This is a genomic window from Streptomyces sp. NPDC086549 (assembly GCF_044746205.1).
Classification (GTDB): Bacteria; Actinomycetota; Actinomycetes; order Streptomycetales; family Streptomycetaceae; genus Streptomyces.
Map to the genome: position 1 here is coordinate 647,346 of NZ_JBIVBS010000003.1, position 23,578 is coordinate 670,923.

Consider the following 23,578-nt stretch of genomic DNA (forward strand, 5'->3'; position numbering starts at 1 on the left):
GGGCTCAGACGCCGAGTTCCGAGCCGTCTTTCCAAGGAACGGGTGGAGGGCCTCAGGGGGGCCCCCCCCCCCCCCCCCCCGCGGGGGGGGGGGGGGGGGGGGGCCCCCCCCGCCCCCCCGGCCGGCTGCTGTAGCGGACAGGGACGCGGTGGGCGTGGAACACGCCGAGCCGGTGCGGCAGCGGCACAGAACTGTCGTCGAGGGCGCTCCTCGCCCGGTAAAGGTCTCCGCCGCGTCGACAACGGCAACGCGAGCCTGCCGCCCCGGCATCCCGGAGCCCGGTTCCGGTCAGTGCGGGGGCCAACCGGCCCCAGGCATCGGGTGGTTCGCCCGTCACGGGTCCGCATACCGCAGCGCCCCGCTCGCCCCGGTGTCGCGGCGCGTCGGGCGTGGCCGGACGGTCCCGGTGGTGCGGCCGGGCGGTATTGGCGCGTACCGGATGCACCGGATGCACCGGACGCACCGGATGCACCGGATGCACCGGATGCACCGGATACACCGGAGCGCGCGGAACGCGGGTCACCGGAAACACGCCGGACACAGCCTCGGCCACGCGCCGAATTCCGGCCCGGATTGCCGCGAAGCGCTTTCTTGGCGAGGACTTGGCCTCACGTACCGTCGGGCGTCACATCGGCGCCACCGGACCCTTCCCTGACGTTTGCTGCTCTTGGAACACTCGCACCGCGCACGATCCGACATCTGTTCCAAGTTCCGGCCATCCCGCTCATCAGGATGAGAGGTTCCTCGCTCATGCCCGAAGTCAACCGGCGCCGATTCCTCCAACTCGCGGGCGCCACCACGGCGTTCACCGCGCTCTCCAGCAGCATCCAGCGCGCCGCCGCACTGCCCGCGAACCACCGCACGGGATCGATCGAGGACGTCGAGCACATCGTCGTCCTCATGCAGGAGAACCGCTCCTTCGACCACTACTTCGGCTCTCTCAGAGGCGTCCGCGGCTTCGGTGACCCGCGTGCGGCCGTCACCCGGCAGGACGGCAAGCCGGTCTGGTACCAGTCGGACGGCACCAAGGACCTCCTGCCCTTCCACCCGGACGCCGACGACCTCGGCATGGCCTTCGTCCAGGACCTCCCGCACGGCTGGAACGACGGCCACGCGGCCTTCGACGGCGGCAAGTACGACAGGTGGGTGCCGTCCAAGGGGTCCACGACGATGGCGTACCTGACCCGCGACGACATCCCGTTCCACTACGCGCTCGCCGACGCCTTCACCATCTGCGACGCCTACCACTGCTCGTTCATCGGCTCGACCGACCCGAACCGCTACTACCTGTGGACGGGCTACACCGGCAACGACGGCCAGGGCGGCGGCCCGGTCCTCGGCAACGACGAGGCCGGCTACAACTGGACGACCTACCCCGAGCGCCTGGAGAAGGCCGGGATCTCCTGGAAGATCTACCAGGACGTCGGCGACGGCCTGGACGCGAACGGCTCCTGGGGCTGGATCCCGGACGCCTACCGCGGCAACTACGGCGACAACTCGCTCCTCTACTTCAAGCAGTACCAGAACGCCCAGCCCGGCGACCCGCTGTACGACAAGGCGCGCACCGGCACCGACGCCCGCAAGGGCGAGGGCTTCTTCGACCGGCTCAAGGCCGACGTGAAGGGCGGCACGCTGCCGCAGATCTCCTGGATCGTCGCCCCCGAGGCCTTCACCGAGCACCCCAACTGGCCCGCCAACTACGGCGCCTGGTACGTCGCCCAGGTCCTCGACGCGCTCACCTCCGACCCGAAGGTGTGGGCGAAGACGGCCCTGTTCGTCACGTACGACGAGAACGACGGCTTCTTCGACCACCTGGTCCCGCCGTTCCCGCCGGCCTCCGCCGCGCAGGGCAAGTCGACCGTCGACGTAGGCCCGGACCTCTTCAAGGGCGACGGCAGTCACGTGGCCGGTCCCTACGGTCTCGGCCAGCGCGTCCCGATGCTCGTAGTCTCCCCGTGGAGCAAGGGCGGCTTCGTCTGCTCCGAGACCCTCGACCACACCTCCGTCATCCGGTTCATGGAGCACCGCTTCGGGGTGCGCGAGCCGAACATCTCGCCCTGGCGGCGCGCGATATGCGGCGACCTGACCGCCGCGTTCGACTTCTCCCGCAAGGACACCCGGCCGGTCACGCTCCCGGACACGGCCGGCTACCGGCCGCCGGACAACGTCCGCCACCCGGACTATGTGCCGACGCCGCCCGCCAACCCCGCCCTGCCCGTGCAGGAGCGCGGCCACCGGCCCACCCGCCCGCTCAGGTACGCGCCCTTCGTGGACGGCTCGGCGGACAGCGCGGCCGGGAAGTTCACGCTCACCTTCGCCTCCGGCGTCAAGGCCGGGGCCGCCTTCCTCGTCACCTCCGGCAACCGCACCGACGGCCCCTGGAGCTACACCACCGAGGCCGGCAAGACGGTCGCCGACACCTGGAACTCGGCGTACTCGAACGGGTCGTACGACCTCACCGTGCACGGTCCGAACGGCTTCCTGCGCGTCTTCCAGGGCCCAGGCAAGGCCGCCGGCCCCGAGGTCACCGCGCGGCACTCCGGCGACGACGTCGAGCTCACCTTCACCAACAAGGGCTCCGGCACGGTCGAGCTGAAGCTCGTCAACGGCTACACCGGTACCGGGCGCCCGCTGACGTTCCAGGTGCGGCCCGGCGCCACCGTGCGGCACGCCGTCGACCTGGCGGCGAGCCGGCGCTGGTACGACCTGACCGTCACGTCCGACGAAGCCCCGGGCTTTGTGCGGCGGTTCGCCGGACATGTCGAGAACGGTTGCCCCGGTGTGAGCGATCCCGCGATCGTTACGGAGTAACAGGGCGATGAATCCCGCATCGTGGGGACTGGTCAGGTACCGGTCAGCTCAGGGTAGTGTGCCCCGGTGACCACGCAATCGAACACTCCTGCAGGCTGGTACCCCGATCCCCACGGGGCAGCCCAGACGCTCCGTTACTGGGACGGTGCGCAGTGGACCGACCACACCAGCCCGGCCCAGCAGGGCACCCAGCAGGCGCCGCCGCAGGCCGCCGTTCCGCACCAGGCGGGCGGCGACGCGAAGGTGCAGCGTCAGGTGCAGCAGCAGGCCGGGGTCGCCGCGGGCGGTCCCGGCGGCGGCACCCTGTTCACCGAGCCGGTCCTGGTGGTGAACCAGAAGGCCAAGCTGATCGAGCTGACCAACGAGTACAAGGTCATGGATCAGAACGGCCGCGAGATCGGCTCGGTCGGCGAGGTCGGGCAGGGCGTACTGAGGAAGATCTTCCGCTTCATCTCCAGCTGGGACCAGTTCCTCACCCACAAGCTGGAGATCCGCGACGCCCACGGCCAGCCGCTGCTGCTGCTGACCCGGCCCGCGAAGATCTTCAAGTCCCGGGTCATCGTGACCCGCCCGGACGGGTCGCCCGTGGGTGAGATCGTCCAGAAGAACATGATCGGCAAGATCAACTTCGCGATGAACGCGAACGGCCAGCAGGTCGGCGCGATCAAGGCGGAGAACTGGCGGGCCTGGAACTTCGCGATCGTCGACCACGCGGACAACGAGGTCGCCCGGATCACCAAGACCTGGGAAGGCCTCGCCAAGACGCTGTTCACGACCGCGGACAACTACGTCCTGCAGATCCACTACCAGCTCCCCGAGCCGCTGCTGAGCCTCGTGGTGGCGACGGCCCTGACGGTCGACACGGCGCTGAAGCAGGACAGCAGGGGCTGGGGCTGACCCAGGCCGGAACCAGAACGAACGGCGACGGCGGCCGGTGCACGCGGAGTTCCGCAGGCACCGGCCGCCGCCTTTGTGTCCGTTGTGTCCGTCTACAGCGGGGTGAGGTGCCCCGAGTCCGACTTCCGCGGTCGCGGCACGAACGCCGGTTCCGGGGACGCCGTACGCGGCTCCAGCGCGAGCACCGCGGCCACGGGGTGTTCCTCGTCAGGGTCGGCCGGGCCGGGCGCCACCCGCGTCAGCAGCACCACGCCCCAGGACGCCAGCCCCGCCCCGGCCAGCGCGAGGAGCACGCCCGCCACGCCGCCCTGGAGGCCCTGTCCGAGCAGCGTCAGGCCGATCGCCGCGGCCGCCAGCGGGTTGACGAGCGTCACCACCGCCAGCGGGGCGCCGAGACCGCCGCGGTAGGCCGTCTGCGACAGCAGCAGCCCGCCCGTGGCGAACGCGGCGACGAGCAGTGCCACCACGACCACCTCCGTACCGAGCAGCGGACCCGTGCGGTCCGTCGCCGCCACGGTCACCGTCTGGGTGAGCGCCGAGGCCACGCCGGAGGCGAAGCCGGACGCCGTCGCGTGCCGCAGGCCCGGCCGGGCGCCGGGCCGGGACAGGGCGCCGATCAGGACGGCGGTCGTACCGGCGACCGCCAGCGCCTCGGTCAGGCTCAGCACGCGCTCGGGTGCCGGACCCGAGGCGGTCACCAGCAGGGCGGCCAGCCCCAGCAGGGTCAGGGCGGTGCCCCGCCACTCGGCCGTGCTGACCCGCCGCCCGGCCGCCCGTGCCCCCATCGGGACCGCCGCGACCAGGGTGAGCGCGCCCAGCGGCTGCACCACGGTCAGCGGACCGTACTTGAGGGCCGCGACGTGCAGCAGCGCGGCGGCCGCGTTCAGCCCGACCGCCGACCACCACGCGCCGGTGCCGAGCAGCCGCAGCAGGCCGGAGTCGGGGCCGCGGGCGGCGAGCCGGGCCTGGGCGACCGCGGCGGCCGCGTAGGCGACGGCCGAGACCAGGGACAGGGCGACGGCGACCAGGACGGCGGTCATCGGCCCGCTCCCACCAGGACGGGCTCCTCGGCCGGTACGAGTATGGGTGTGCCGCGTCCGGCCGTGATCGCCGTGCGGTGCGGCGGGTGGATGAGCGCGAGCGCGAGACCCAGCATGGCCGTGGCGACGATCGCGTCGAGCCAGTAGTGGTTGGCCGTGCCCACGATCACCAGCAGGGTGACCGCCGGGTGCAGCAGCCACAGCCAGCGCCACCGGGAGCGCGTCGCCACGATCAGGCCGACCGCCAGCATCAGCGCCCAGCCGAAGTGCAGCGACGGCATCGCCGCGAACTGGTTGGAGAGGTGGTCGGTCCGCGGCGGGCCGTACACGGACGGGCCGTACACCCGGGCGGTGTCCACCAGGCCGGTCGCGGCCAGCATGCGCGGCGGGGCGAGCGGGAACGTGAAGGGCAGCACCAGGGCGGCGGTGGTGACCGCGGCGAGGATCCGGCGGGCCCAGACGTAGTGCGCCGGGCGCCGCAGATAGAGCCAGACCAGGAAGGCCAGGGTGGCCGGGAAGTGGACGGTCGCGTAGTAGGTGTTCGCGAGGCGCACGAGGGTGTCGCTGTGCAGCAGCGCGGACTGTACGGAGCCCTCGCCGGGAAGGTGCACGGTCCGTTCCAGGTCCCACACGCGGTGGGCGTTGTGGAGAGCCTCGCCGGTGTGGCCCGTGGCCAGCTGCCGGCCGAGCTTGTAGACGAGGAAGAGTCCTGCGACGAGCAGGAGCTCACGGACGAGCGGGGGCCGGGTTATGGCTCCTGGCTCGGGTTCTGCAGGCTCGGTGCGGGCATTCATCCCCCGGCCCCTTCGCTGACGGTGGTGCGTGTGGTGGTGCGTGTGGTGGTGCGTGTGGTGGTGCGTGCCGAGTCCGGGCCGCGGCCCGGACTCGGCACGTCGCCGTACCGATACGCGAGTGTACCGATACGAACGAGTACCGATACGTCAGTGTACCGATACGCTTGAGTACCGGTACACTTGCGTATCGATAGACGTACGACACACTGGATACAGGTTTCGCAGCCGCGATCGAGGACCGCTTGAGACGGGGTCGAGGACCGGCAGGGCACACAAGTTGCACACGAGTGAGGAGAGAGGGCATGACGCCGCAGGCCGCGGACGGACCGGGGACGGTCGCCGCCACGAGCCGCTCCAAGATCACGCCGGAGCGTGAGCGGGAGTTCTTCGACGCCGTGCTCGAACAGATCCGTGAATGCGGCTACGACTCCCTCACCATGGAGGGCGTGGCCGCCAGCACCCGGTGCAGCAAGTCCACGCTCTACCGCCAGTGGAGGACGAAGCCCCAGTTCGTGGCGGCGGCACTGCGCGCCAACCGCAAGGTGCGCTTCGCCGGCATCGACACAGGATCACTCGCGTCGGACCTGCGCGAGGCCGCGCAGGCCGCGGGCGACGACTGGTCGGGCAAGGACACCCGGCTGCTGCAGGCCCTCGGCCACGCCATCACGCAGGACCCCGAGCTCCAGCAGGCGCTGCGCGAGACCCTCATCGACCCCGAGATCGCCGCGCTCAAGGAGATCCTCAGGCGCGCGGTGGAGCGGGGCGAGGTGCGGGCGGAGCATCCGGCGCTGGAGTACATCCCGGCCATGATGTTCGGCGTGCTGCGCGCCCGGCCCGTGCTGTGCGGTCAGTACGCCGACGCCGACTACCTCGTCCGGTTCGTGGATGCCGCCGTGCTGCCCGCGCTCGGGCTGACCTGAGACCCAGGCCGCCGTCCACGGGATGACTGGACGGCGACCTGCTCGCGCCGCACCGTGGGGACGGGGGCGGCGCGCACCCCCCGGCCGGGTGGGATTCCTCTTGAGCGGAGGGGAATCCCACCCGGCCGCAGTATGCGCGGGGCGTCCGGGGGCCGGCCGGGCGGTCAGACGTTCTGGCCGCTGCCGCCGCCCGACGACACCTTGATCCCCTCGGTGATCTCGTCGATGACCGACAGCTTCTCTCCGACGTCGACGCCGAAACGCACCACCACGATCTGCCGCGGGCGCGCCGGGGAGGGGAAGGCGAGCGACTCGACGTAGCCGTCGGCGCCCTTGCTGGTGACCGCCTTCCAGCGGACCAGGTAGCCCTTCTGCCCGGCCACGGTCACCGCCTTGGAGGCCAGCACCTCGTGCGAGGTGATGCTGCCGTAGGTGGTACCGCCGTAGGACTCCTTGGCGTTCGCCGCGATGTCGGCCTTGGCGACCTCCTCGGCCGTGCTGCCCAACACCTGCGCGGGTGCCGAGTAGGCACCGCCGGCCGTGCAGTCCTTGGACGTGTCGCCGGGGCACTTGTAGGACTTGCCCGACGTGACCGCGGCGCCCGCGATGCCCGCCTTCCCGGTCCAGCCCTTCGGCACGGGCAGACTGATCCCGTTGACCGGGTCCGGCACGGTGCCGCCGCCCTGGATCTCCGGCGCCTCGGACCGGCCCGGCGACGGCGACTGCCCGCCGGAGCCCCCCGAACCGCCGGAGCCACCCGAACCACCTGAACCACCCGAACCGCCGCCGGGTCCGCCGAACGGGCCGCCCTCGCCGCCCTGTCCGTTCGGGCCCTGCTGCGAACCGGCCCGGTCGCCGCCGCCGGAGCCGCTCTTGGAGAGCGCGTACACGCCGACCCCGATGCTCGCGAGCACCGCGGCGGCCACCACGACGGCTATGCCCGTGCGCAGACCGCGCCGGGTGCCGGCCGGCGGCTGGGCGGGATACCCGGGGTAGGCGGCGTAGGCCGGGTACGGCCCGGCGTCCTGCGGCTGCGTCGGGGGACCCCATACGGCGGCCGAACCGGCGGGGCGGGTCTGGTCCGTCCATGCCTTGCCGTCCCACCAGCGCTCGGTGGGCGGACCGTCATTCGTCTGCCCGGGGTCGGGGTACCACCCGGGAGGAGTCACCTGCGTCATGAGCCCACCGTATGAGGCGTCGGTGAAAGCGGGATGAGAGGGCCCGGCAACAGTTCGGTGCCGGCGTCCCGCGACAGTGGATTCCCGGCCATGGTCACTCCAGTTCCAGCCGTACCGGCGCCCGCCGCGCGGGCGGCGGCAGCCGCAGCCCGTCCCGCCCCGGAGTCACCGACCCCAGAATGCTCGGATGCCGGGCGCCGGTGCTGACCGGTTCGGTGCCCGCGAGCCCGTGCGCGGTGAGGAACCCGAGGACCGCGAAGGCGTACGCCTCCTTGGCCTGCGACGGCAGCCCCAACGCGTCGGAGACGCGCACCGCCACCCCGGGCAGCCGGTGCCGCAGCATCGCCATCAGGGCTGGGTTGCGCGTGCCGCCGCCCGAGGCGACCACCTCCGTGGCGCCCACGGACCGTACGGCGTCGGCGACCGTACGGGCCGTCAGCTCGGTGAGCGTCGCCAGCACGTCCTCGGCCGGCAGGCCGTCGACTCCGGCCGCCCGCAGATACCCGGAGTGGAACAGCTCCTTGCCCGTGGTCTTCGGCGCGGGCCGCGCGTAGTACGGCTCCGCGAGCAGCCGGTCCAGCAGCGGCCCGTGCACCCGGCCGCGCGCGGCCAGCGCGCCGTCGGCGTCGTACGCGAGGCGCCCGCCGCTGAACTCCCACGCCGCCGCGTCGGTCAGCGCGCAGCCGGGCCCGGTGTCGAAGGCCGTCCCGTCGGGCGCGGTGAGGTTGGCGATCCCGCCGATGTTGAGGGCGACCGGTGTGCCCGCCCTGCCCCGCAGCCACAGCAGGTCCACCAGGCTGACCAGCGGCGCGCCCTGGCCGCCGGCGGCGACGTCACGCGGCCGGAAGTCGGCGACGACGGGCAGCCCGGTCGCCTCCGCGATCCAGGCCGGCTGCCCGAGCTGCAGCGTGCCGTGCACCCGGCCGCCGTCCGCCCAGTGGTAGACCGTCTGCCCGTGCGAGGCGACCAGCTCGGCCCGCCCGTCGCACAGTTCACGATCGGCCCGGACGGCCGCCGCGGCGAACGCCTGCCCGATCCGGGTGTCGAGCCGGCACACCTGGGCGAGGGGGACGGCCGCCGGGGGCAGCGCCGCCGCGAGCAACTCCCGCAGCGCGCCGTCGTACGGCTCGCTCACCGTCCCGAGCGGCTTCAGGACGAGGGCGTCACCGTCGAGGCGCAGCTCGGCGGCCGCCGCGTCGACGGCGTCGTACGACGTCCCGGACATCAGACCGATCACCAGCACCTGGTCGACCCACCTTCCCGGCCGGGCGCACCAGGAGCGCGAGCGCGCTCACCGCGCAGGCCGTCGCCGCGTAGTACGCGGGCACGTCCGCATTCCCGGTGCGTCGCACCGTCTCCGTGATGATGAGCCCCGCGCACCCCGAGAACACGGCATTGGACAGGGCGTAGGCGAGTCCGAGGCCCGTACAGCGCACGCGCGTCGGGAACATCTCGGCGAGCAGCGCGGGCCCCGGCCCCGCCATGAGCCCCACGACCGCCCCCGCACCGCACACGGCCGCCCCCTTCACGGCGCTCGAAGTCCCGCCGCTCTGCAGGAGGTCGAACAGGGGCACCGCCAGCGCCACCACCAGCACCGCCCCCGTCAGCATCACCGGCCGCCGCCCGACGCGGTCGCTCAGCAGCCCCGCCGGGATGATCGTTGCCGCGAAGCCCAGGTTGCCCAGGACCGTCGCGATCAGCGCCTGCCGGAAGCCGGTGTGCAGCGTGGTCTGCAGATACGACGGCAGCACGACGAGGAAGGTGTACCCGGCCGCCGACCAGCCCATCACGCGCCCGGCCCCGAGCGCGACGGCCCCCACGACCTCCCGCACGGTCGGATCCGGCACGCCCTCCGGCACTGACGGATCCGGCACGCCCTCCCGCGCGGACGGCTCCCGCGAGGCCCTCTCCCGCTCCCTGAACGGCGGCGTCTCGTCCAGTCGCACCCGCAGCCACAGCGCCCCCAGCCCCATCGGCAGCGCGAGCAGGAACGGCAACCGCCACCCCCAGGCGGTCAACTGGTCCTCGGTCAGCACGGTCGCCAGAGAGGCCGCCGCACCCGCCCCGCCCAGCAGCCCCAGCGCCACGGTGAACGACTGCCACGACCCGTACAGCCCACGCCGCCCCGGCGGGGCGAACTCCGTCATCACCGAGACCGCGCCGCCGAACTCACCACCGGCCGACAGCCCTTGGACGACCCTCAGGAACGTGAGCAGCCAGGGGGCCAGGACGCCGGCCGTGTCGTACGTCGGCAACACGCCGATCAGCGTCGTCGCCCCGGTCATCAGCGCGACCACCAGGATCAGTACCGGCCGACGCCCCGTCCGGTCGCCCAGCCGGCCGAACAGGGCCGCGCCCACCGGCCGGAAGAAGAACGCCAGCGCGAACGACGCGTACGCCTTCACCAGCCCCTCCACCGCGCCGCCGCCCTCCGGCGTGAAGAACCGCTGCGCGACGACCGTGGCGAAATAGCCGTAGACACCGAACTCGTACCACTCGATGAAATTACCGACCGAACCCGCGGCCAGCGCCCGCAGCGAGGACGCCTTCGCCGTGTCCCGGCGGTCTTCGAAAATCAGCTTCATTTCCAGGCCCGTTCACCAGTGCGTCGCTCCACAGCGGCCGGCCCGGGCCGGGGCGTGTCGTCCGCGCGCGCTCCCGTTCACCCGGCACGGCAACACCTGCCCGGACCGGCCTCCCCCCAGCCAAGCCGACGACTACGCTCGTGGTCTGTACGTCGTCCGGGCGACATCGGGGAGGTAACGGGATGACGGAGGCACGGCCCCCTGTGGCCGCCTCGGCCTCCCTGTGGGAGCGCGAGGCGGAGATCGCCGCCGTGACAGAGGCGCTCGACGCACTGTGCGCGGACCGCTCGTCCTGCGGGAACCTCCTTGTGCTCCAGGGGGAGGCGGGACTCGGCAAGACGGCACTGCTCGCCGAGACGCGCCGCATCGCCGAACGGCGCGGCTGCACCGTGTGGTCCACCCGCGGCGGCGAGACGCTGAAGTCCGTTCCGTTCAACGTGGTGCGGCAGTTGCTCCAGCCCGCGCTCGTGTCACTGATGCCCGAGGAGGCCCGCGAGTACCTCGGCGACTGGTACGACATCGCCGGCCCCGCCCTCGGCGTCACGGACCCCGGCGACCGGCAGACCGACCCGCGGGGCGTCTGCGACGGCCTGGTCGCCGCCGTACGCAGGCTCGCCAAACGGGAGTGGCCCCTGGTGCTGCTGATCGACGACGCGCACTGGGCCGACCAGGAGACCCTGCACTGGCTCGCCGCGTTCACCGAGCGGCTCGACGACCTGTCCGTGCTGGTCGTGGTCGCCCGCCGCCCCGGTGAGGTGAGCGGAGACAGCGCCCGCCTCCTGGACACGATCGCCGCCGCGGCGGGCCGCCCCGCCACCACCCTGAGCGCCCTCACCCCGGACGCCACCGCCGGACTCACCCGGGCCACCCTCGGCCGGCACGCCGACGCCCCGTTCTGCCGCGAGGTCTGGGCCGTCACCGGCGGCAACCCGTACGAGACCGTCGAACTCCTCGCCAAGGTGCAGGACAGCGAGTTGGAACCGGTCGAGGCCCACGCCGGTGAACTCCGCCCCCTGAACCGCTCCGCCCGCGGCGGCGGACTCGTCGCCCGCTTGGAAGGCCTCGGCATCGACGCCACCCGGTTCGCCTGGGCCGCCGCCATCCTCGGCACCGGCATCACCGTGGACCTGGTCGCCCAGCTCGCCACCCTGAGCATGGACGTCGCACAGCGCTGTGCCGAACTGCTGTGCGGCGCCCGCATCCTCACCGGACCGGATCCCGCGGGGGCCCGGCCGGACGACGGGGACCTGGAGTTCGTCCACCCGCTGATCGCCTCCGCCGTCTACAACTCCATCCCCGAGGCCCTGTGCACCGCCATGCACGGCATCGCGGCCGAGGTCGTCACCGACTCCGGGCGCGGTGCCGCCGCGGCCTCCCGCCACCTCCTCCAGGTGCACCCGGACGACGACGAGGAACTCGTCGTGCAGCTCCGCGAGGCAGCCCGGGAACACCTCGCCGTCGGCGCCCCCGACGCGGCCCGCCGCTGCCTGGAACGCGCCCTGCTCGAACCGCCCCTGCCCGAGGTCCACGCGCACGTGCTCTACGAACTGGGCTGCGCCACGCTCCTGACCGCGCCCGCCACCACCATCGAGCACCTGCAGACCGCGCTCGGCCTGCCCGGCCTCGACGGCGCCGAACGCGTCGACGCCGTCGTCCGCCTCTCCCAGGCCCTGCTCCACAACAACCAGCTGGAGGAGGCCGTCCGCACCGTCGAGGCCGAGGCCGCCCGCCACGAACCCGGGCCCGCACGGATGCGCCTGCAGGCCGTGCAGTACATGTGCGAGGGCATCCACGCGGGCGAGGCGACCTCGGCCGGCCGCTCCGAACGCCTGGCCGAACTGGCCCGGACGTGCACCGGCAGGGACAACTCCGAGCGCGCCCTGCTGATCCTGCGCGGCTTCGACGCCATGGCCCACGGCGAGAGCGCGGAGGAGGCCGCCGCGCTGTGCGACCGGGCGCTCGTCAACGGCCGCCTGGCACCCGGGCTCGGCTGGACCGACACCGAGTGGGGCATCGAACTCCTGCTGATGCTGGCCATCGCGTACGCCTACACCGACCGCCTCGACCGGGCGGACGCCCTGTACACCGAAGCCCTGCGCACCTACGAGACCGCCGGGTGGAGCGGCGGTCATCTCGCCCTGGCCCACGCGTACGTCGGCTTCGGACACCGCAGGCGGGGCCGGCTCAGGGAGGCGGAGACGTCCCTGCGGGAGTCGCTGCGCCTCGCCGAGCGCGTCGGCCGCGGCCTGCCCCTGTACTGGGCCGCCACCTGCACCCTCATCGACACGCTGCTCGCCCGCGGACGGGCCGACGAGGCCTGGTACATCGCCGGGCAGTACGGATTCACCCCGCCGTACCCGTCGGCGATCGTGCTGCCGGACCCCCGCTCCGTGCGCGGCCGGCTGCTGCTCGCCGTCGGCCGCAGCGACGAGGGCATCGACGAACTGGAGGCCGCCGGGAAGGCGGCGGCCGTCCGCGGCCACCACAACCCGGTGATGGTCCCCTGGGCGGCCGACCTGGCACGGGCGCTCGCCACGAAGGACCCGGCCCGCGCCGCCCAGCTCGCCACCGAGACCCGCCGCCGGGCCGAGCGCTTCGGCACGGACACCGCCATCGGCGAGGCCCTGCGCTGCGCGGCCGCCCTGGAGACCGGACAGCGCGCGGTCCGTCTCGCCGCCCAGGCCGTCGCCTACCTGGAGGCCTCGCCCTGCCAGTACGAACACGCGGCCGCCCGCGTGGAGCACGGCATCGCGGCCCGCTCGGTCGCCGAGCTCAACCGGGGCCTGGCACTGGCGCGGTCGTGCGGAGCGGACGGACTGGTGGCGCAGGCCAGGGAGGCGCTGGAGAGGGACCACGGACTGCGCTGACCCGGTCGCGCCGACCTGGGCCGCGCCGGCTCAGATCGCCAGCAGCTGGTCGGTGACCGCCGCCAGCCGCTTGCGTACATCGGGGTCGTACGTCGCCTCGTGCGCCCGTGACGGACTCGTGCCGTCGAAGTAGCGGCCCGTGCCCAGGTCCTGGGTGGCCAGGGCCAGGACGCCCGGCGCGCCGTCGGCGACCGTGTTCCACGGCGCCACGCCCGCATCGCGCACCATCGTCGTGTCCATGTAGGTCGCCGGGTGCAGCACGTTGACGGACACCCCGGTGCCCGCCGACTCCTCCACGAGGGAGAACGTGTGAGCCGCCAGCGCGAACTTGCTGCGGCAGTACGCCGACACGCCGCTGTAGCCGCGGGTCAGCTCCGGGTCGGCGAAGTCCAGCGGTTCCTGGCCGGCCGAGCCGACGTTCACGATCCGGGCGGGCGGGTTGGCGCGCAGGACCGGCAACAGGGCGCGGGTCAGTGCCACCGGCGCCAGGTAGTTCACCGCGAGCCGTAGCTCGTGCCCGTCGGCGCTCAGCTCGCGACCGGAGCCGCGCGGACCACCGCCGACGCCCGCGTTGTTGATCAGCACGTCCAGCTCGGGATGGGCCTCGGCGACCCGGGCGCCCAGCTCGCGCACCTGGGCGAGCGAGGCCAGATCGGCGACGAATCCCTCCGCCCGGCCCTCGGTGCGCAGCTCCAGGACCAGCTGCTCGGTGCGCGACCGGTCGCGGCCGTGGGCGAGGACGAGATGGCCGGCCCGGACCAGTTCGAAGGCGATGTACCGGCCGAGCCCGGAGGTGGCGCCCGTGATCAGAACAGTCGACATGGTCCCACCCTAGACACGGCGCGCGCACGGGAAGGAGGTGCTGCTGAAGCTACGACCAGCAGGGTCACCCTCGGCCGGGCGTTTTGTCCTCGTCCCCCTCGTCCTCCTCGTCCTCCTCGGTGAGTACCCGCTGGGCCGTCGCGAACGCCGAGTTGGCCGCGGGGACCCCGCAGTACACCGCGGTCTGCAGCAGCACCGCGCCGATCTCCTCCGGCGTCAGCCCGTTTCGCCGGGCCGCCCGCACATGCATCGCGAGCTCGTCGTGGTGGCCGTGGGCGACCAGGGCGGTCAGCGTGATCATGCTGCGCTCGCGGCGGGTTAGGGTCGGGTCGGTCCAGATCTCGCCCCACGCGTACCGGGAGATGAAGTCCTGGAAGCGGGCGGTGAACGGCGTCTGCCTGGCCTGCGCCCGGTCGACGTGCTCATCGCCGAGTACCTCCCGGCGCACCGCCATTCCCCGCTTGGCGCCCCCGCCGAGATGCGCCCGCAGCGCCGTCAGCACGGCCTCGGGGCACTGCGCCGGCGCCAGGTGCGAGGCCCCGGGGATCTCGACGAGCGCGGCGCCCGGCACCGCGTCCGCGATCTCCCGCAGGTGGGCGGGCGGTGTCGCGGGGTCCTGACGGCCCGCGACCAGCAGGGTCGGTACGGTGATCGCGTCGAGGCTGTCGCGCAGGTCGAACGCGGCCAGGGCGTCGCAGCAGGCCGCGTACGCACCCGGGTCGGCGTTCCGGTGGTCCCGGAGGAGCTGCGGCACCGTGAAACCGGGGGTGAACCAGCGGGCTTCGGCGCTCTCCACCAGCCACCCCAGGCCCTCCCGGCGGACCCGTTCGGCCCGCTCCTGCCACGGCCCCGCGCCGTCGAAGTGGGCCGAGGAGCAGATGACCGCGAGGGAGGTGAGCCGCTCGGGGTGGTGGACGGCCAGGTGCAGACCGACCGCGCCGCCCAGGGACACGCCCGCGTACGCGAACCTCTCGATGCCGAGGGAGTCGGCGAGCGCGAGCACCAGATCGGCCAGGTCGCCGACCGTGGCCCCGGGACCGATCAGGTCCGCCGCCGAACCGCCGTGCCCCGGCAGGTCCCAGCGGACCACCCGGTGAGTGATCGACAGCTCGGGCGCGACGGTGTCCCACAGCGCGTACGACGTGCCGAGGGAGGGGCCGAGCAGCAACGGCGGAGCCGAAGCGGGGCCGTCGGTGCGGTGGTTGAGCAGCTCACTTGTCAACGTCGCTCCAGAGCACGGTCGGTGAGGGCTGCGGCGGAGCCGGTGCAGCGGGCCGGATCGGTGGGCTCTTCGAGGTCGAGGTCCTTCAACTCCGGTTCCTCACGGAGAAGTTCGGCGAGGCTGCGGTTCTCGGTGTGGGTGCGGCGGGCGAGCTCGGTGAGCAGTTCCTTCGCGCGGGCGCGGCCCAGGACCGGAGCCAGCTCGGCGGCCAGCCGCTCGGTGACGATCAGCCCCCGGGTGAGGCCGAGGTGCCGGCGCATGGCCTCCGGGTGCACCCGCAGCCCCTCGGCCAGGTCCGCGGCGTCCCGTGCCGCGCCGCCGGCCAGCCGGAGCAGGTCGCGCAGCGGCTCCCACTCGGCGTGCCAGGCCCCGGCCGGGCGCTCGTCCTCCGCCGCCAGCGATCCGTACAGCGTGGCGGCGAGCTGCGGGGCGCGCCGGGCGGCGGCCGCGATCACGGTCGCCCGTACCGGGTTCGCCTTGTGCGGCATCGCGGAGGAACCGCCGCCCGCACCCTCGGTGACCTCGGCGATCTCGGTACGGGAGAGGGTCAGGACGTCGGCGGCGAACTTGCCCAGCGCTCCGGCCGTGAAGGCGAGCCCGCCCGCGAGATCGGCGATCGGGGTGCGCAGGGCGTGCCAGGGCAACTCCGGTTCGGCGAGACCGAGTTCCCGTGCGTAGGCGGCCGTGAGCGCTCGCGGATCGTCCGCCCCGTAGGCGCTGAACGCGGCCAACGTGCCCGCCGCGCCGCCCAGTTGAGCGGGCAGCCCCTCCCGTACGGCCCGTACCCGGTCCCGTGCGTCCAGCACCAGCGACCGCCAGCCCGCCGCCTTCAGCCCGAACGTCGTCGGCACCGCGTGCTGGGTGAGCGTCCGCCCCGGCATGACCGTGTCCCGGTGCCGCGCGGCGAGCCGGGCCAGCGCCCGCTGCGTACGCTCCAGGTCCGCCAGGACCGGATCCAGCGTGCGCACGGCGACCAGCATCGTCGCCGTGTCCAGGATGTCCTGGCTCGTGGCGCCCCGGTGGACATACGGTCCGTACTCCCCGCCGACCGCCTTCGTCAGATCCTCGACCAGCGGGATCACCGGGTTCCCGCCGCCGCGCGCACGCCGGGCGAGGGAGCGCACGTCGTAGCGGTCCGGGTCTGCGGCCCGGGTCACGGCCGTCGCCGCCGCCCGCGGAGCCAGCCCCATCGAGGCCTGCGCCCGGGTCAGCGCGGCCTCCGCGTCCAGCAGCGCCCGCAGATACGCGGTGTCGCTCGTCGCGGACGCGGCCGGGGAACCGGCCCACCCGGGGGCGAGCAGGCCGGTGTCCAACTCGTCAGGGTTCACCGGAACTCCAGGAAGACCGTCTCGCCTTCGCCCTGAAGGCGGATGTCGAAACGGTACGTTCCCCGGCCCTCGTCGGCGGCGATCAGCGTGCCGCGTCGCTCCTCGTCCAGCTGCGAGAGCAGCGGGTCCGCGGCGCGCGCCGCCTCGTCGCCCGGCAGATAGATCCGGGTGAACAGGTGGACGAGCAGACCGCGTGCGAAGACGCACACGCTGATGTACGGGGCGCTCCGCCCGCGCGCCCCGGGCCGCAGCGTGCGCGCGTACCAGTGTCCGTCGGCGTCTGTCTGGACGCGGCCCCAGCCGGTGAACTCCACGCCGTTGCGGCCGAGGTGGCCGCCGGTGGCCGGGTCGCGCCGCATCGAGCCGTCGGCCTGCGGCACGTTGCCGTCCGGATCCGGCCCCCACAGCTCCACGAAGGCGTCCGGCAGCGGGTTGCCCTCGCCGTCGTACACGTACCCCCGAAGGGTGATGGCGCTCGGGTGGCCGACCGGCGCGATGTCACCGCCGCCCGGGAACGGCAGCGCGTACCCGTAGAACGGGCCGACCGTGTGTGAGGGGGTGGGCAGCACGCTCTGCGGCCTGCTCGTGTCGGTCTTCGTCATGCGGGTCGGCGTCCTTCCTCGATCCAGGTGGCGTGCGGGCCGTCCAGCACGATGTCCCAGTGGTAGCCGAGCGAGAACTCCGGCACCGACAGGCTGTGGTCGTACGTCGCGACCAGCCGCTGCCGTGCCGCGTCGTCCGTCACGGACTGCAGGATCGGGTCGTAGGGGAAGAGCGGGTCGTTCGGGAAGTACATCTGCGTCACGAGCCGCTGCGTGAACGCCGTCCCGAAGAGGGAGAAGTGGATGTGGGCCGGGCGCCAGGCGTTGACGTGGTTGCGCCAGGGGTACGGTCCCGGCTGGACGGTGGTGAAGCGGTAGCGGCCGTCGTCGTCCGTGAGCGTGCGCCCGACACCCGTGAAGTTCGGGTCCAGCGGTGCGTCGTGCTGCTCGCGCCGGTGTGCGTACCGGCCGGCCGAGTTGGCCTGCCAGATCTCGATCAGCTGACCGCGCACCGGGTGTCCGTCGCGGTCGAGCAGCCGGCCGGAGACGGTGATCCGCTCGCCGACCGGCTCGCCCCGGTGGTGCTTGGTGAGATCGTTGTCGGTCTCCGTGATGTCCCGTTCCCCGAAGGCCGGGGAGGAGAGTTCCACCAGCTCCGGGTCCTTGGCGACGTCTATCGTGACCGGCGGCCGCCCGGGGTGACGCAGCACGGACGAGCGGTACGGGGCGTAGTCGCGGCGCGGGTGGTGCTCGACGGGTGCGCCGTCGGCGATCCGCTTCTCGTACGCGGTGTGCTCGGCCGCGATCTCCTGGTCGATGTCGTGCTGAGTGAGAGCCATCGGGACTCCTAGCGTTCGAGGAAGAGGGCGAGGCCCTGGCCCACGCCGATGCAGAATGTGACGCGGACGTCCCTCACGGCCGGATCTCCTCGGGGACGCGCACCTTGGCGGCGGTCTTCGCCGTGATCTCCTGCGCCGTGACGCCCGGCGCGGTCTCGACGAGCACCAGGCCGTTCTCGCTCACGTCGAGGACGCCGAGGTCGGTGATGACCCGGTTCACGCACGCCTTGCCCGTGAGCGGCAGCGCGCACTCCTCGAGGATCTTCGGGGAGCCGTCCTTGGCGGTGTGCGTCATCACGACGATGACGGTGCGGGCGCCGTGCACCAGGTCCATGGCGCCGCCGATGCCGGTGATCAGCTTGCCGGGGACGGCCCAGTTGGCCAGGTCGCCCTTTGCGGACACCTGCATCGCGCCCAGCACGGCGACGTCGATGTGCCCGCCGCGGATCATCGAGAAGGACAGCGCGGAGTCGAAGAAGGAGGCGCCGGGCAGGACGGTGACCGTCTCCTTGCCCGCGTTGATCAGATCGGGGTCGACCTGGTCCTCGGTGGGGTAGGGGCCGGTGCCCAGGATGCCGTTCTCCGACTCCAGGATCACCTCGACGCCGTCGGGGAGATGGTTGGGGATCAGGGTCGGCAGCCCGATGCCGAGGTTGACGTACTGCCCGTCGCGCAGCTCGCGTGCCGCGCGGGCGGCCATCTCCTCGCGTGTCCAGGCCATCAGCTGCTCACCGTCCGCTGCTCGATCCTCTTGTCCGCCGCCTGCTCGGGGGTCAGCGCCACGACCCGCCGCACGAAGATGCCGGGCACATGCACCGCGTCCGGATCGATCTCGCCGGGCTCGACGAGCTCCTCCACCTCCGCGACCGTCATCCGCCCGGCCATTGCGGCCAGCGGGTTGAAGTTGCGGCTCGACCTGTTGAAGACGAGGTTCCCGTGCCGGTCGCCCTTCGCCGCGCGCACCAGCGCGAAGTCGGTACGGATCGCGCGCTCCAGGACGTACTCCGTGCCGTCGAACTCCCGGACCTCCTTGGCCGGCGAGGCGAGCGCCACGCCGCCGGAGCCGTCGTAGCGCCAGGGCAGTCCGCCCTCGGCGACCTGTGTGCCGACCCCGGCCGGGGTGTAGAAGGCGGGGATCCCGGCGCCACCGGCGCGCAGCCGCTCCGCCAGGGTGCCCTGCGGGATCATCTCGACCTCCAGTTCCCCGGCCAGGTACTGCCGGGCGAACTCCTTGTTCCCGCCGATGTACGAGCCGGTCACCCGGGCGATCCGGCCCGCGGCCAGCAGCACCGCGAGGCCGGACTCCATCGCCCCGCAGTTGTTCGACACCACGCCCAGACCGGTCACCCCGCGCTCGTACAGCGCCTGGATCAGCACGTTCGGCACACCGCTCAGCCCGAACCCGCCCACCGCGAGCGACGCGCCGTCCGGCACGTCGGCCACGGCCTCCAGGGCCGTGGCGACCACCTTGTCCATAGGTGAAGCCCCATCCCTTCCTGGTGCCCGACCGCGGGAAGGCCGCGAATTAGTCAGGGCACTGAGTATTTTGCCGAGATGGTCTTCACGCTGCCACTGCGATGTGGACCAGTCAAGGCCTCAGATGATGTCGAGGGGAGAGGCAGACAGGCGCAAGGGTGGCGGGTATCGTTCAGTGCACCAACGAATTCGGGACTGGCTGATTCGGACCGACTGATTCGATGACGGGAGTGAACATGGCCGCGGTGGACCTCACCACCCACCCCGGGCACCTGGCCCGGCGGCTGCAGCAGGCGCACTACCTGCTGTGGAACACGATGGTCTCCGAGGAGATCACCTCACCGCAGTTCGCGGTCCTGAACGCGCTCGTCGCCGAGCCGGGTCTCGACCAGCGCACCGTCGGGGACCGGGTGGGCCTGGACCGGTCGACCATCGCCGAGGTGATCAGCCGCCTGTCCCGCCGCGGTCTTCTCGACAAGGTGCGCGACCCGGACGACGGCCGCCGCTTCCTGCTGCACCTCACGGACGACGGCCTGCGCACCCACCGCAAGCTGACGGTGCGCACCGCCCGGATGAACCAGGTCTTCCTGGCTCCGCTCTCCGCGGAGGAGCAGACGCAGTTCTTCGCCCTGATCCGACGGGTCTCGGACGCGGCGGAGGGGCTCCGCAACCCGGCGGAACCCCTCGTCGCACAGCCCTGATCAGGCAGTGTGCTGCTCATCAGACCGTGGACTTCTGATCAGGTCGTGGACCGTCGATCAGGCCGTGGACTGCGCGAACACCACCCACACCTGGCCCTTCGCGAAGTTCAGCGGTGCGCCGTCCGGGGCGGTGAACTCCGTGCCGTCGGCCGCGGTCGCTCGGGTCCAGGTGGCGTCGAAGGCGCGCCCGTCCCGCAGCACCTCCGCCTTCCCCGAGCCGACCGTCTCGGTGTACGGCGTGTTGTTGCCGAGCACGTCGTGGTACGCGGACTCGCGCACCGTCACGTACTGCACGACGACCGTCGCGGGAGCGACCGGCTTCCCGCCGGCCGTCCCGGTGGGCGAGCCGTCCATCGCCACCAGCCAGCGGTGCCGGCCGGCGGACCAGGTGAAGGTGAAGCGGGCCGACGGGTAACGGACGGTGCGCGAGGTCTCGGTCCGGCCGCCCGCCGGTGCCGCGCCGTAGTGGAAGCCGGCGGTCAGTGCGGCCCGGCCCGGGGCGGAGGGCAGCAACCGGTCCGGACGCAGATAGAGGTTGTGCGGTGCCTGCTTGTCGGCGCCGCGGAAGAACGCGTGGGACGTCTCGTCCGGTGTCACCGCCCGCAGCGGCGCCTTGTCGATCAGCGGCAGCAGTTTGTGCTGCGCCCCCGAGAAGGCAAGCGTCGGCCGGTCGAACTGGCGCAGCAACTCGAGGTCGGACTCGCGGGCGCTGCGCACCGGCCCGACGACCTTCGGCAGCCTGGACGCGTACACCGCCATCAGGCGGCTCAGCCCGCCCTCGACCTGTTCCGCGTACACGACGTCCGCCGCGTCCAGCCCGGTCTGCGGGCGGGCGCCGGGCGCGTTGTCGATCTTCACGGCGAGCACCGGGCCGGTGCCGGTGCCGGCGTCCGTGCTCCGGCTCGGTGATGCCGGCGCGCTGGTCCCGGCGCGGCCGTCGTCGGCCGGCCCGCGTCCCGTCCCCGTCGTCGTGCAGCCCGCCGCGAGGCAGGCCGTCAGCGCGGCGCCCAGCAGGGCCGCCGTCGTCGTGGCGCGCCGCGCGCGCGATCTGTGCCCCATGCGCCCCATGCGCCCCATGCCCACCGTTGCCACCAAGTCTGTGTCATCGATTGCCCGCTTATAGGTACATCGATGGTCATACCCGACTGATTCTGTCGTGATTCGGGGAAAGGTGCGCGGGTACTCGGGCCTCGACCTTGCGCCGGGCGCCCGGGTGGCCGGCGCGCACGCCATGGAGGGAGAGCGCCATGAAGGCAGTGACGTGGCAGGGCAGGCGGGATGTACGGGTGGAGGACGTGCCCGACCCCCGGATCGAGGAACCCACGGATGCCGTCATCCGGATCACGTCCACCGGGCTGTGCGGCTCCGATCTGCACCTGTACGAGGTGCTGACGCCGTTCATGACGCCGGGCGACATCCTCGGCCACGAGCCGATGGGCGTCGTCGAGGAGGCCGGCCCGCAGGTGCCGGGTCTGCGGCCGGGCGACCGGGTCGTGGTGCCGTTCCAGATCTCCTGCGGCCACTGCTTCATGTGCTCGGCGGGACTGCAGACCCAGTGCGAGACGACCCAGGTCACCAGCGAGGGCATGGGTGCCGCCCTGTTCGGCTACACCCGCCTGTACGGCGCGGTGCCCGGCGCCCAGGCCGAGTACCTGCGCGTCCCGCAGGCGCACTACGGACCGATCAAGGTGCCCCAGGGCCCGCCCGACGACCGCTTCGTCTACCTCTCCGACGTGCTTCCCACCGCCTGGCAGGCGGTCGCGTACGCCGACGTCCCGTCCGGCGGCACCGTAGCCGTCCTCGGCCTCGGCCCGATCGGCGACATGGCCTGCCGGATCGCGCGCGTCCGGGGTGCGGAGCAGGTGTTCGGCGTCGATCTGGTGCCGGAGCGGCTGGAGCGGGCACGCCTGCGCGGAGTGGAGACCTACGACCTGCGGGAGTTCGACGACGAGAAGGAACTCGTCACCGCGATCCGCGACGCCACCGGTGGCCGCGGTCCCGACGCCGTGATCGACGCGGTCGGCACCGAGGCCCACGGCAGCGCCGCCGCCCGCCTCGCCCAGCAGGCCTCCGCGATGCTGCCCCGGAAGATCGGCGTGCCCCTCGCGGAACGCTTCACCGTCGACCGGCTCGCCGCCCTGTACACCGCCATCGACCTCGTCCGCCGTGGCGGCACGCTCTCGCTCATCGGCGTGTACGGCGGCACGGCCGACCCGCTGCCCCTGCTCACCATGTTCGACAAGCAGATCCAGATCCGCATGGGACAGGCCAACGTGCGCCACTGGACCGACGACATCCTCCCGTACCTCACGGACGAGGACCCCCTGGGGGTCGACGACTTCGCCACCCACCGGCTTCCGCTGTCCGAGGCCCCGCACGCGTACGAGATGTTCCAGCGCAAGCAGGAGGGCGCGGTCAAGATCCTCATGCGGCCGTGAGACCGGTCAGCCGCGCGTGCCCAGGATCTCCGCCAGGTCGTAGCGCACCGGCTCCTCCAACTGGGCGTAGGTGCAGCTCTCGGGGGTGCGGTCGGGGCGCCAGCGACGGAAGCGGGCCGTGTGCCGGAAGCGGACCCCGTTCTCCATGTGGTCGTACGCCACCTCGGCCACCCGCTCCGGCCGCAGCGGCACCCAGGACAGGTCCTTCTTGCCCGACCAGCGGCTGGGCGCCCCGGGCAGCCGGGCCGTCTCGTGGGCGGCCTCGTCCGACCAGGCCGCCCACGGATGCCCGGCCGCCTCCTCCATGCGCAGCGGCTCCAGCTCCTCGACCAGCTCGGCGCGCCGCTTCATCGCGAAGGCGGCCGATACGCCCACGTGTTGCAGGGCGCCCCGGTCGTCGTACAGGCCGAGCAGCAGCGAACCCACCACCGGACCGCTCTTGTGGAAGCGGTAGCCCGCCACGACCACGTCCGCCGTACGCTCGTGCTTGATCTTGAACATGGCCCGCTCGTCCTGCAGATAACGCAGCGTGGGAGGCTTGGCGACGACTCCGTCCAGGCCCGCCCCCTCGTACTGCTCGAACCACTGCCGGGCCACCTCCGCATCGGTCGTCGCCGGTGCCAGGTGAACGGGTGCCGTCACACCGGACAGCGCCCTGGCAAGCAGCGCGCGCCGGTCCGTCAGCGGCACGTCCAGCAGCGACTCGTCGGCCAGTGCCAGCAGGTCGAACGCGACGAAGGAGGCGGGCGTCCGCTCAGCCAGCATGCGCACCCGCGAGTCCGCCGGGTGGATGCGCTCGGTCAGCGCGTCGAAGTCGAGCCGCCCCTCCCGGGCGATCACGATCTCCCCGTCCAGCACGCAGCGCTGCGGCAACCGCTCCTTCAAGGCCGCCACCAGCTCGGGAAAGTACCTGGTCAGCGGCTTCCCGGTACGACTGCCCAGCTCGACCTCGTCGCCGTCACGGAACACGATCGCCCGGAACCCGTCCCACTTCGCCTCATAGTGCATGTCCGGCGGGATCTTCGCCACCGACCTGGCGAGCATCGGCTTCACGGGCGGCATCACCGGCAGATCCATGCTCCGATTCTGCGCGCTCACGTCGGGTGCCGCCCGGTGTG

At 72.7% G+C, this 23,578-nt stretch carries 20 protein-coding genes; 6 read left to right on the forward strand and 14 right to left on the reverse strand.

The features are described 5' to 3' along the window. Positions 1 to 750: 750 nt before the first annotated feature. Both ACIPSA_RS13830 and ACIPSA_RS13835 read left to right on the forward strand, forming a co-directional pair. Positions 751 to 2,811, forward strand: a complete 2,061-nt coding sequence (locus tag ACIPSA_RS13830) for a phosphocholine-specific phospholipase C (protein ID WP_402633261.1) — start codon at positions 751 to 753, stop codon at positions 2,809 to 2,811. A 66-nt stretch (positions 2,812 to 2,877) separates the two neighbouring features. Then, on the forward strand, positions 2,878 to 3,708 hold the full coding sequence (locus ACIPSA_RS13835) for a phospholipid scramblase-related protein (RefSeq protein ID WP_402633264.1): 831 nt from the start codon (positions 2,878 to 2,880) through the stop codon (positions 3,706 to 3,708). Between the two features lie 92 nt (positions 3,709 to 3,800). Here the strand turns inward: ACIPSA_RS13835 and ACIPSA_RS13840 are convergent, their stop codons facing one another. Both ACIPSA_RS13840 and ACIPSA_RS13845 read right to left on the reverse strand, forming a co-directional pair. Continuing rightward, complete coding sequence (locus tag ACIPSA_RS13840) at positions 3,801 to 4,748, reverse strand: hypothetical protein (RefSeq protein WP_402633266.1); 948 nt, start codon at positions 4,746 to 4,748, stop codon at positions 3,801 to 3,803. Further along, positions 4,745 to 5,542, reverse strand: coding sequence for a phosphatase PAP2 family protein (locus ACIPSA_RS13845; protein ID WP_402633269.1), 798 nt, complete (start codon positions 5,540 to 5,542; stop codon positions 4,745 to 4,747). Before ACIPSA_RS13845 ends, ACIPSA_RS13840 begins: the two co-directional genes overlap by 4 nt. Before the next feature lie 302 nt (positions 5,543 to 5,844). Here ACIPSA_RS13845 and ACIPSA_RS13850 point away from each other — a divergent pair, with 302 nt between their 5' ends. Then, the gene (locus tag ACIPSA_RS13850; RefSeq protein WP_402633272.1) at positions 5,845 to 6,462 is read left to right on the forward strand and encodes a TetR/AcrR family transcriptional regulator C-terminal ligand-binding domain-containing protein; all 618 of its coding nucleotides are present in this window, start codon (positions 5,845 to 5,847) and stop codon (positions 6,460 to 6,462) included. A 164-nt stretch (positions 6,463 to 6,626) separates the two neighbouring features. Here ACIPSA_RS13850 and ACIPSA_RS13855 read toward each other — a convergent pair whose 3' ends face one another. The 3 genes from ACIPSA_RS13855 to ACIPSA_RS13865 form a co-directional block, all read right to left on the reverse strand. After that, positions 6,627 to 7,640 carry a DUF2510 domain-containing protein gene (locus ACIPSA_RS13855; protein WP_402633275.1) on the reverse strand — a complete coding sequence of 338 codons (1,014 nt, stop codon included), beginning with the start codon at positions 7,638 to 7,640 and terminating at the stop codon, positions 6,627 to 6,629. Positions 7,641 to 7,734: 94 nt separating this feature from the next. Beyond that, the gene (locus ACIPSA_RS13860) at positions 7,735 to 8,883 is read right to left on the reverse strand and encodes an anhydro-N-acetylmuramic acid kinase (RefSeq protein WP_402633277.1); all 1,149 of its coding nucleotides are present in this window, start codon (positions 8,881 to 8,883) and stop codon (positions 7,735 to 7,737) included. Then, a complete protein-coding gene (locus ACIPSA_RS13865) occupies positions 8,804 to 10,225 on the reverse strand; it encodes an MFS transporter (RefSeq protein ID WP_402633280.1) in 1,422 nt (473 codons plus the stop codon). Before ACIPSA_RS13865 ends, ACIPSA_RS13860 begins: the two co-directional genes overlap by 80 nt. A gap of 182 nt (positions 10,226 to 10,407) precedes the next feature. Here ACIPSA_RS13865 and ACIPSA_RS13870 point away from each other — a divergent pair, with 182 nt between their 5' ends. Continuing rightward, positions 10,408 to 13,092 carry an ATP-binding protein gene (locus ACIPSA_RS13870; RefSeq protein WP_402633283.1) on the forward strand — a complete coding sequence of 895 codons (2,685 nt, stop codon included), beginning with the start codon at positions 10,408 to 10,410 and terminating at the stop codon, positions 13,090 to 13,092. A 30-nt stretch (positions 13,093 to 13,122) separates the two neighbouring features. Here ACIPSA_RS13870 and ACIPSA_RS13875 read toward each other — a convergent pair whose 3' ends face one another. The 7 genes from ACIPSA_RS13875 to ACIPSA_RS13905 form a co-directional block, all read right to left on the reverse strand. Continuing rightward, on the reverse strand, positions 13,123 to 13,914 hold the full coding sequence (locus tag ACIPSA_RS13875; protein ID WP_402633286.1) for an SDR family NAD(P)-dependent oxidoreductase: 792 nt from the start codon (positions 13,912 to 13,914) through the stop codon (positions 13,123 to 13,125). A 64-nt stretch (positions 13,915 to 13,978) separates the two neighbouring features. Further along, on the reverse strand, positions 13,979 to 15,136 hold the full coding sequence (pcaD, locus tag ACIPSA_RS13880; protein ID WP_402633289.1) for a 3-oxoadipate enol-lactonase: 1,158 nt from the start codon (positions 15,134 to 15,136) through the stop codon (positions 13,979 to 13,981). After that, entirely contained in the window at positions 15,133 to 16,464 is a 1,332-nt protein-coding gene (pcaB, locus tag ACIPSA_RS13885; RefSeq protein ID WP_402633292.1) for a 3-carboxy-cis,cis-muconate cycloisomerase, read from the reverse strand. Before pcaB ends, pcaD begins: the two co-directional genes overlap by 4 nt. Then, on the reverse strand, positions 16,461 to 17,066 hold the full coding sequence (gene pcaG, locus ACIPSA_RS13890; protein WP_402633295.1) for a protocatechuate 3,4-dioxygenase subunit alpha: 606 nt from the start codon (positions 17,064 to 17,066) through the stop codon (positions 16,461 to 16,463). Before pcaG ends, pcaB begins: the two co-directional genes overlap by 4 nt. Continuing rightward, positions 17,063 to 17,845, reverse strand: a complete 783-nt coding sequence (gene pcaH / locus ACIPSA_RS13895; protein ID WP_402633298.1) for a protocatechuate 3,4-dioxygenase subunit beta — start codon at positions 17,843 to 17,845, stop codon at positions 17,063 to 17,065. The genes pcaG and pcaH overlap by 4 nt, the downstream gene beginning before the upstream one ends. Positions 17,846 to 17,918: 73 nt before the next feature. Continuing rightward, the gene (locus ACIPSA_RS13900) at positions 17,919 to 18,566 is read right to left on the reverse strand and encodes a CoA transferase subunit B (protein ID WP_402633300.1); all 648 of its coding nucleotides are present in this window, start codon (positions 18,564 to 18,566) and stop codon (positions 17,919 to 17,921) included. After that, positions 18,566 to 19,321: a CoA transferase subunit A gene (locus ACIPSA_RS13905; protein ID WP_402633303.1), complete on the reverse strand. Its 756-nt coding sequence runs from the start codon at positions 19,319 to 19,321 to the stop codon at positions 18,566 to 18,568. The genes ACIPSA_RS13900 and ACIPSA_RS13905 overlap by 1 nt, the downstream gene beginning before the upstream one ends. Positions 19,322 to 19,557: 236 nt before the next feature. Here ACIPSA_RS13905 and ACIPSA_RS13910 point away from each other — a divergent pair, with 236 nt between their 5' ends. Then, complete coding sequence (locus ACIPSA_RS13910) at positions 19,558 to 20,022, forward strand: MarR family winged helix-turn-helix transcriptional regulator (protein WP_402633306.1); 465 nt, start codon at positions 19,558 to 19,560, stop codon at positions 20,020 to 20,022. A gap of 57 nt (positions 20,023 to 20,079) precedes the next feature. On the opposite strand, the gene ACIPSA_RS13915 is transcribed toward ACIPSA_RS13910, so the two are convergent. After that, entirely contained in the window at positions 20,080 to 21,081 is a 1,002-nt protein-coding gene (locus tag ACIPSA_RS13915) for a DUF3048 domain-containing protein (RefSeq protein ID WP_402633309.1), read from the reverse strand. A gap of 188 nt (positions 21,082 to 21,269) precedes the next feature. Between ACIPSA_RS13915 and ACIPSA_RS13920 the strand changes: the two genes are divergently transcribed. Then, positions 21,270 to 22,460 (forward strand): zinc-dependent alcohol dehydrogenase, encoded by a 1,191-nt coding sequence (locus ACIPSA_RS13920; protein ID WP_402633312.1) that lies wholly within the window; start codon positions 21,270 to 21,272, stop codon positions 22,458 to 22,460. A 6-nt stretch (positions 22,461 to 22,466) separates the two neighbouring features. On the opposite strand, the gene ACIPSA_RS13925 is transcribed toward ACIPSA_RS13920, so the two are convergent. Further along, on the reverse strand, positions 22,467 to 23,537 hold the full coding sequence (locus ACIPSA_RS13925) for an ATP-dependent DNA ligase (protein ID WP_402633315.1): 1,071 nt from the start codon (positions 23,535 to 23,537) through the stop codon (positions 22,467 to 22,469). Positions 23,538 to 23,578 lie beyond the last annotated feature (41 nt).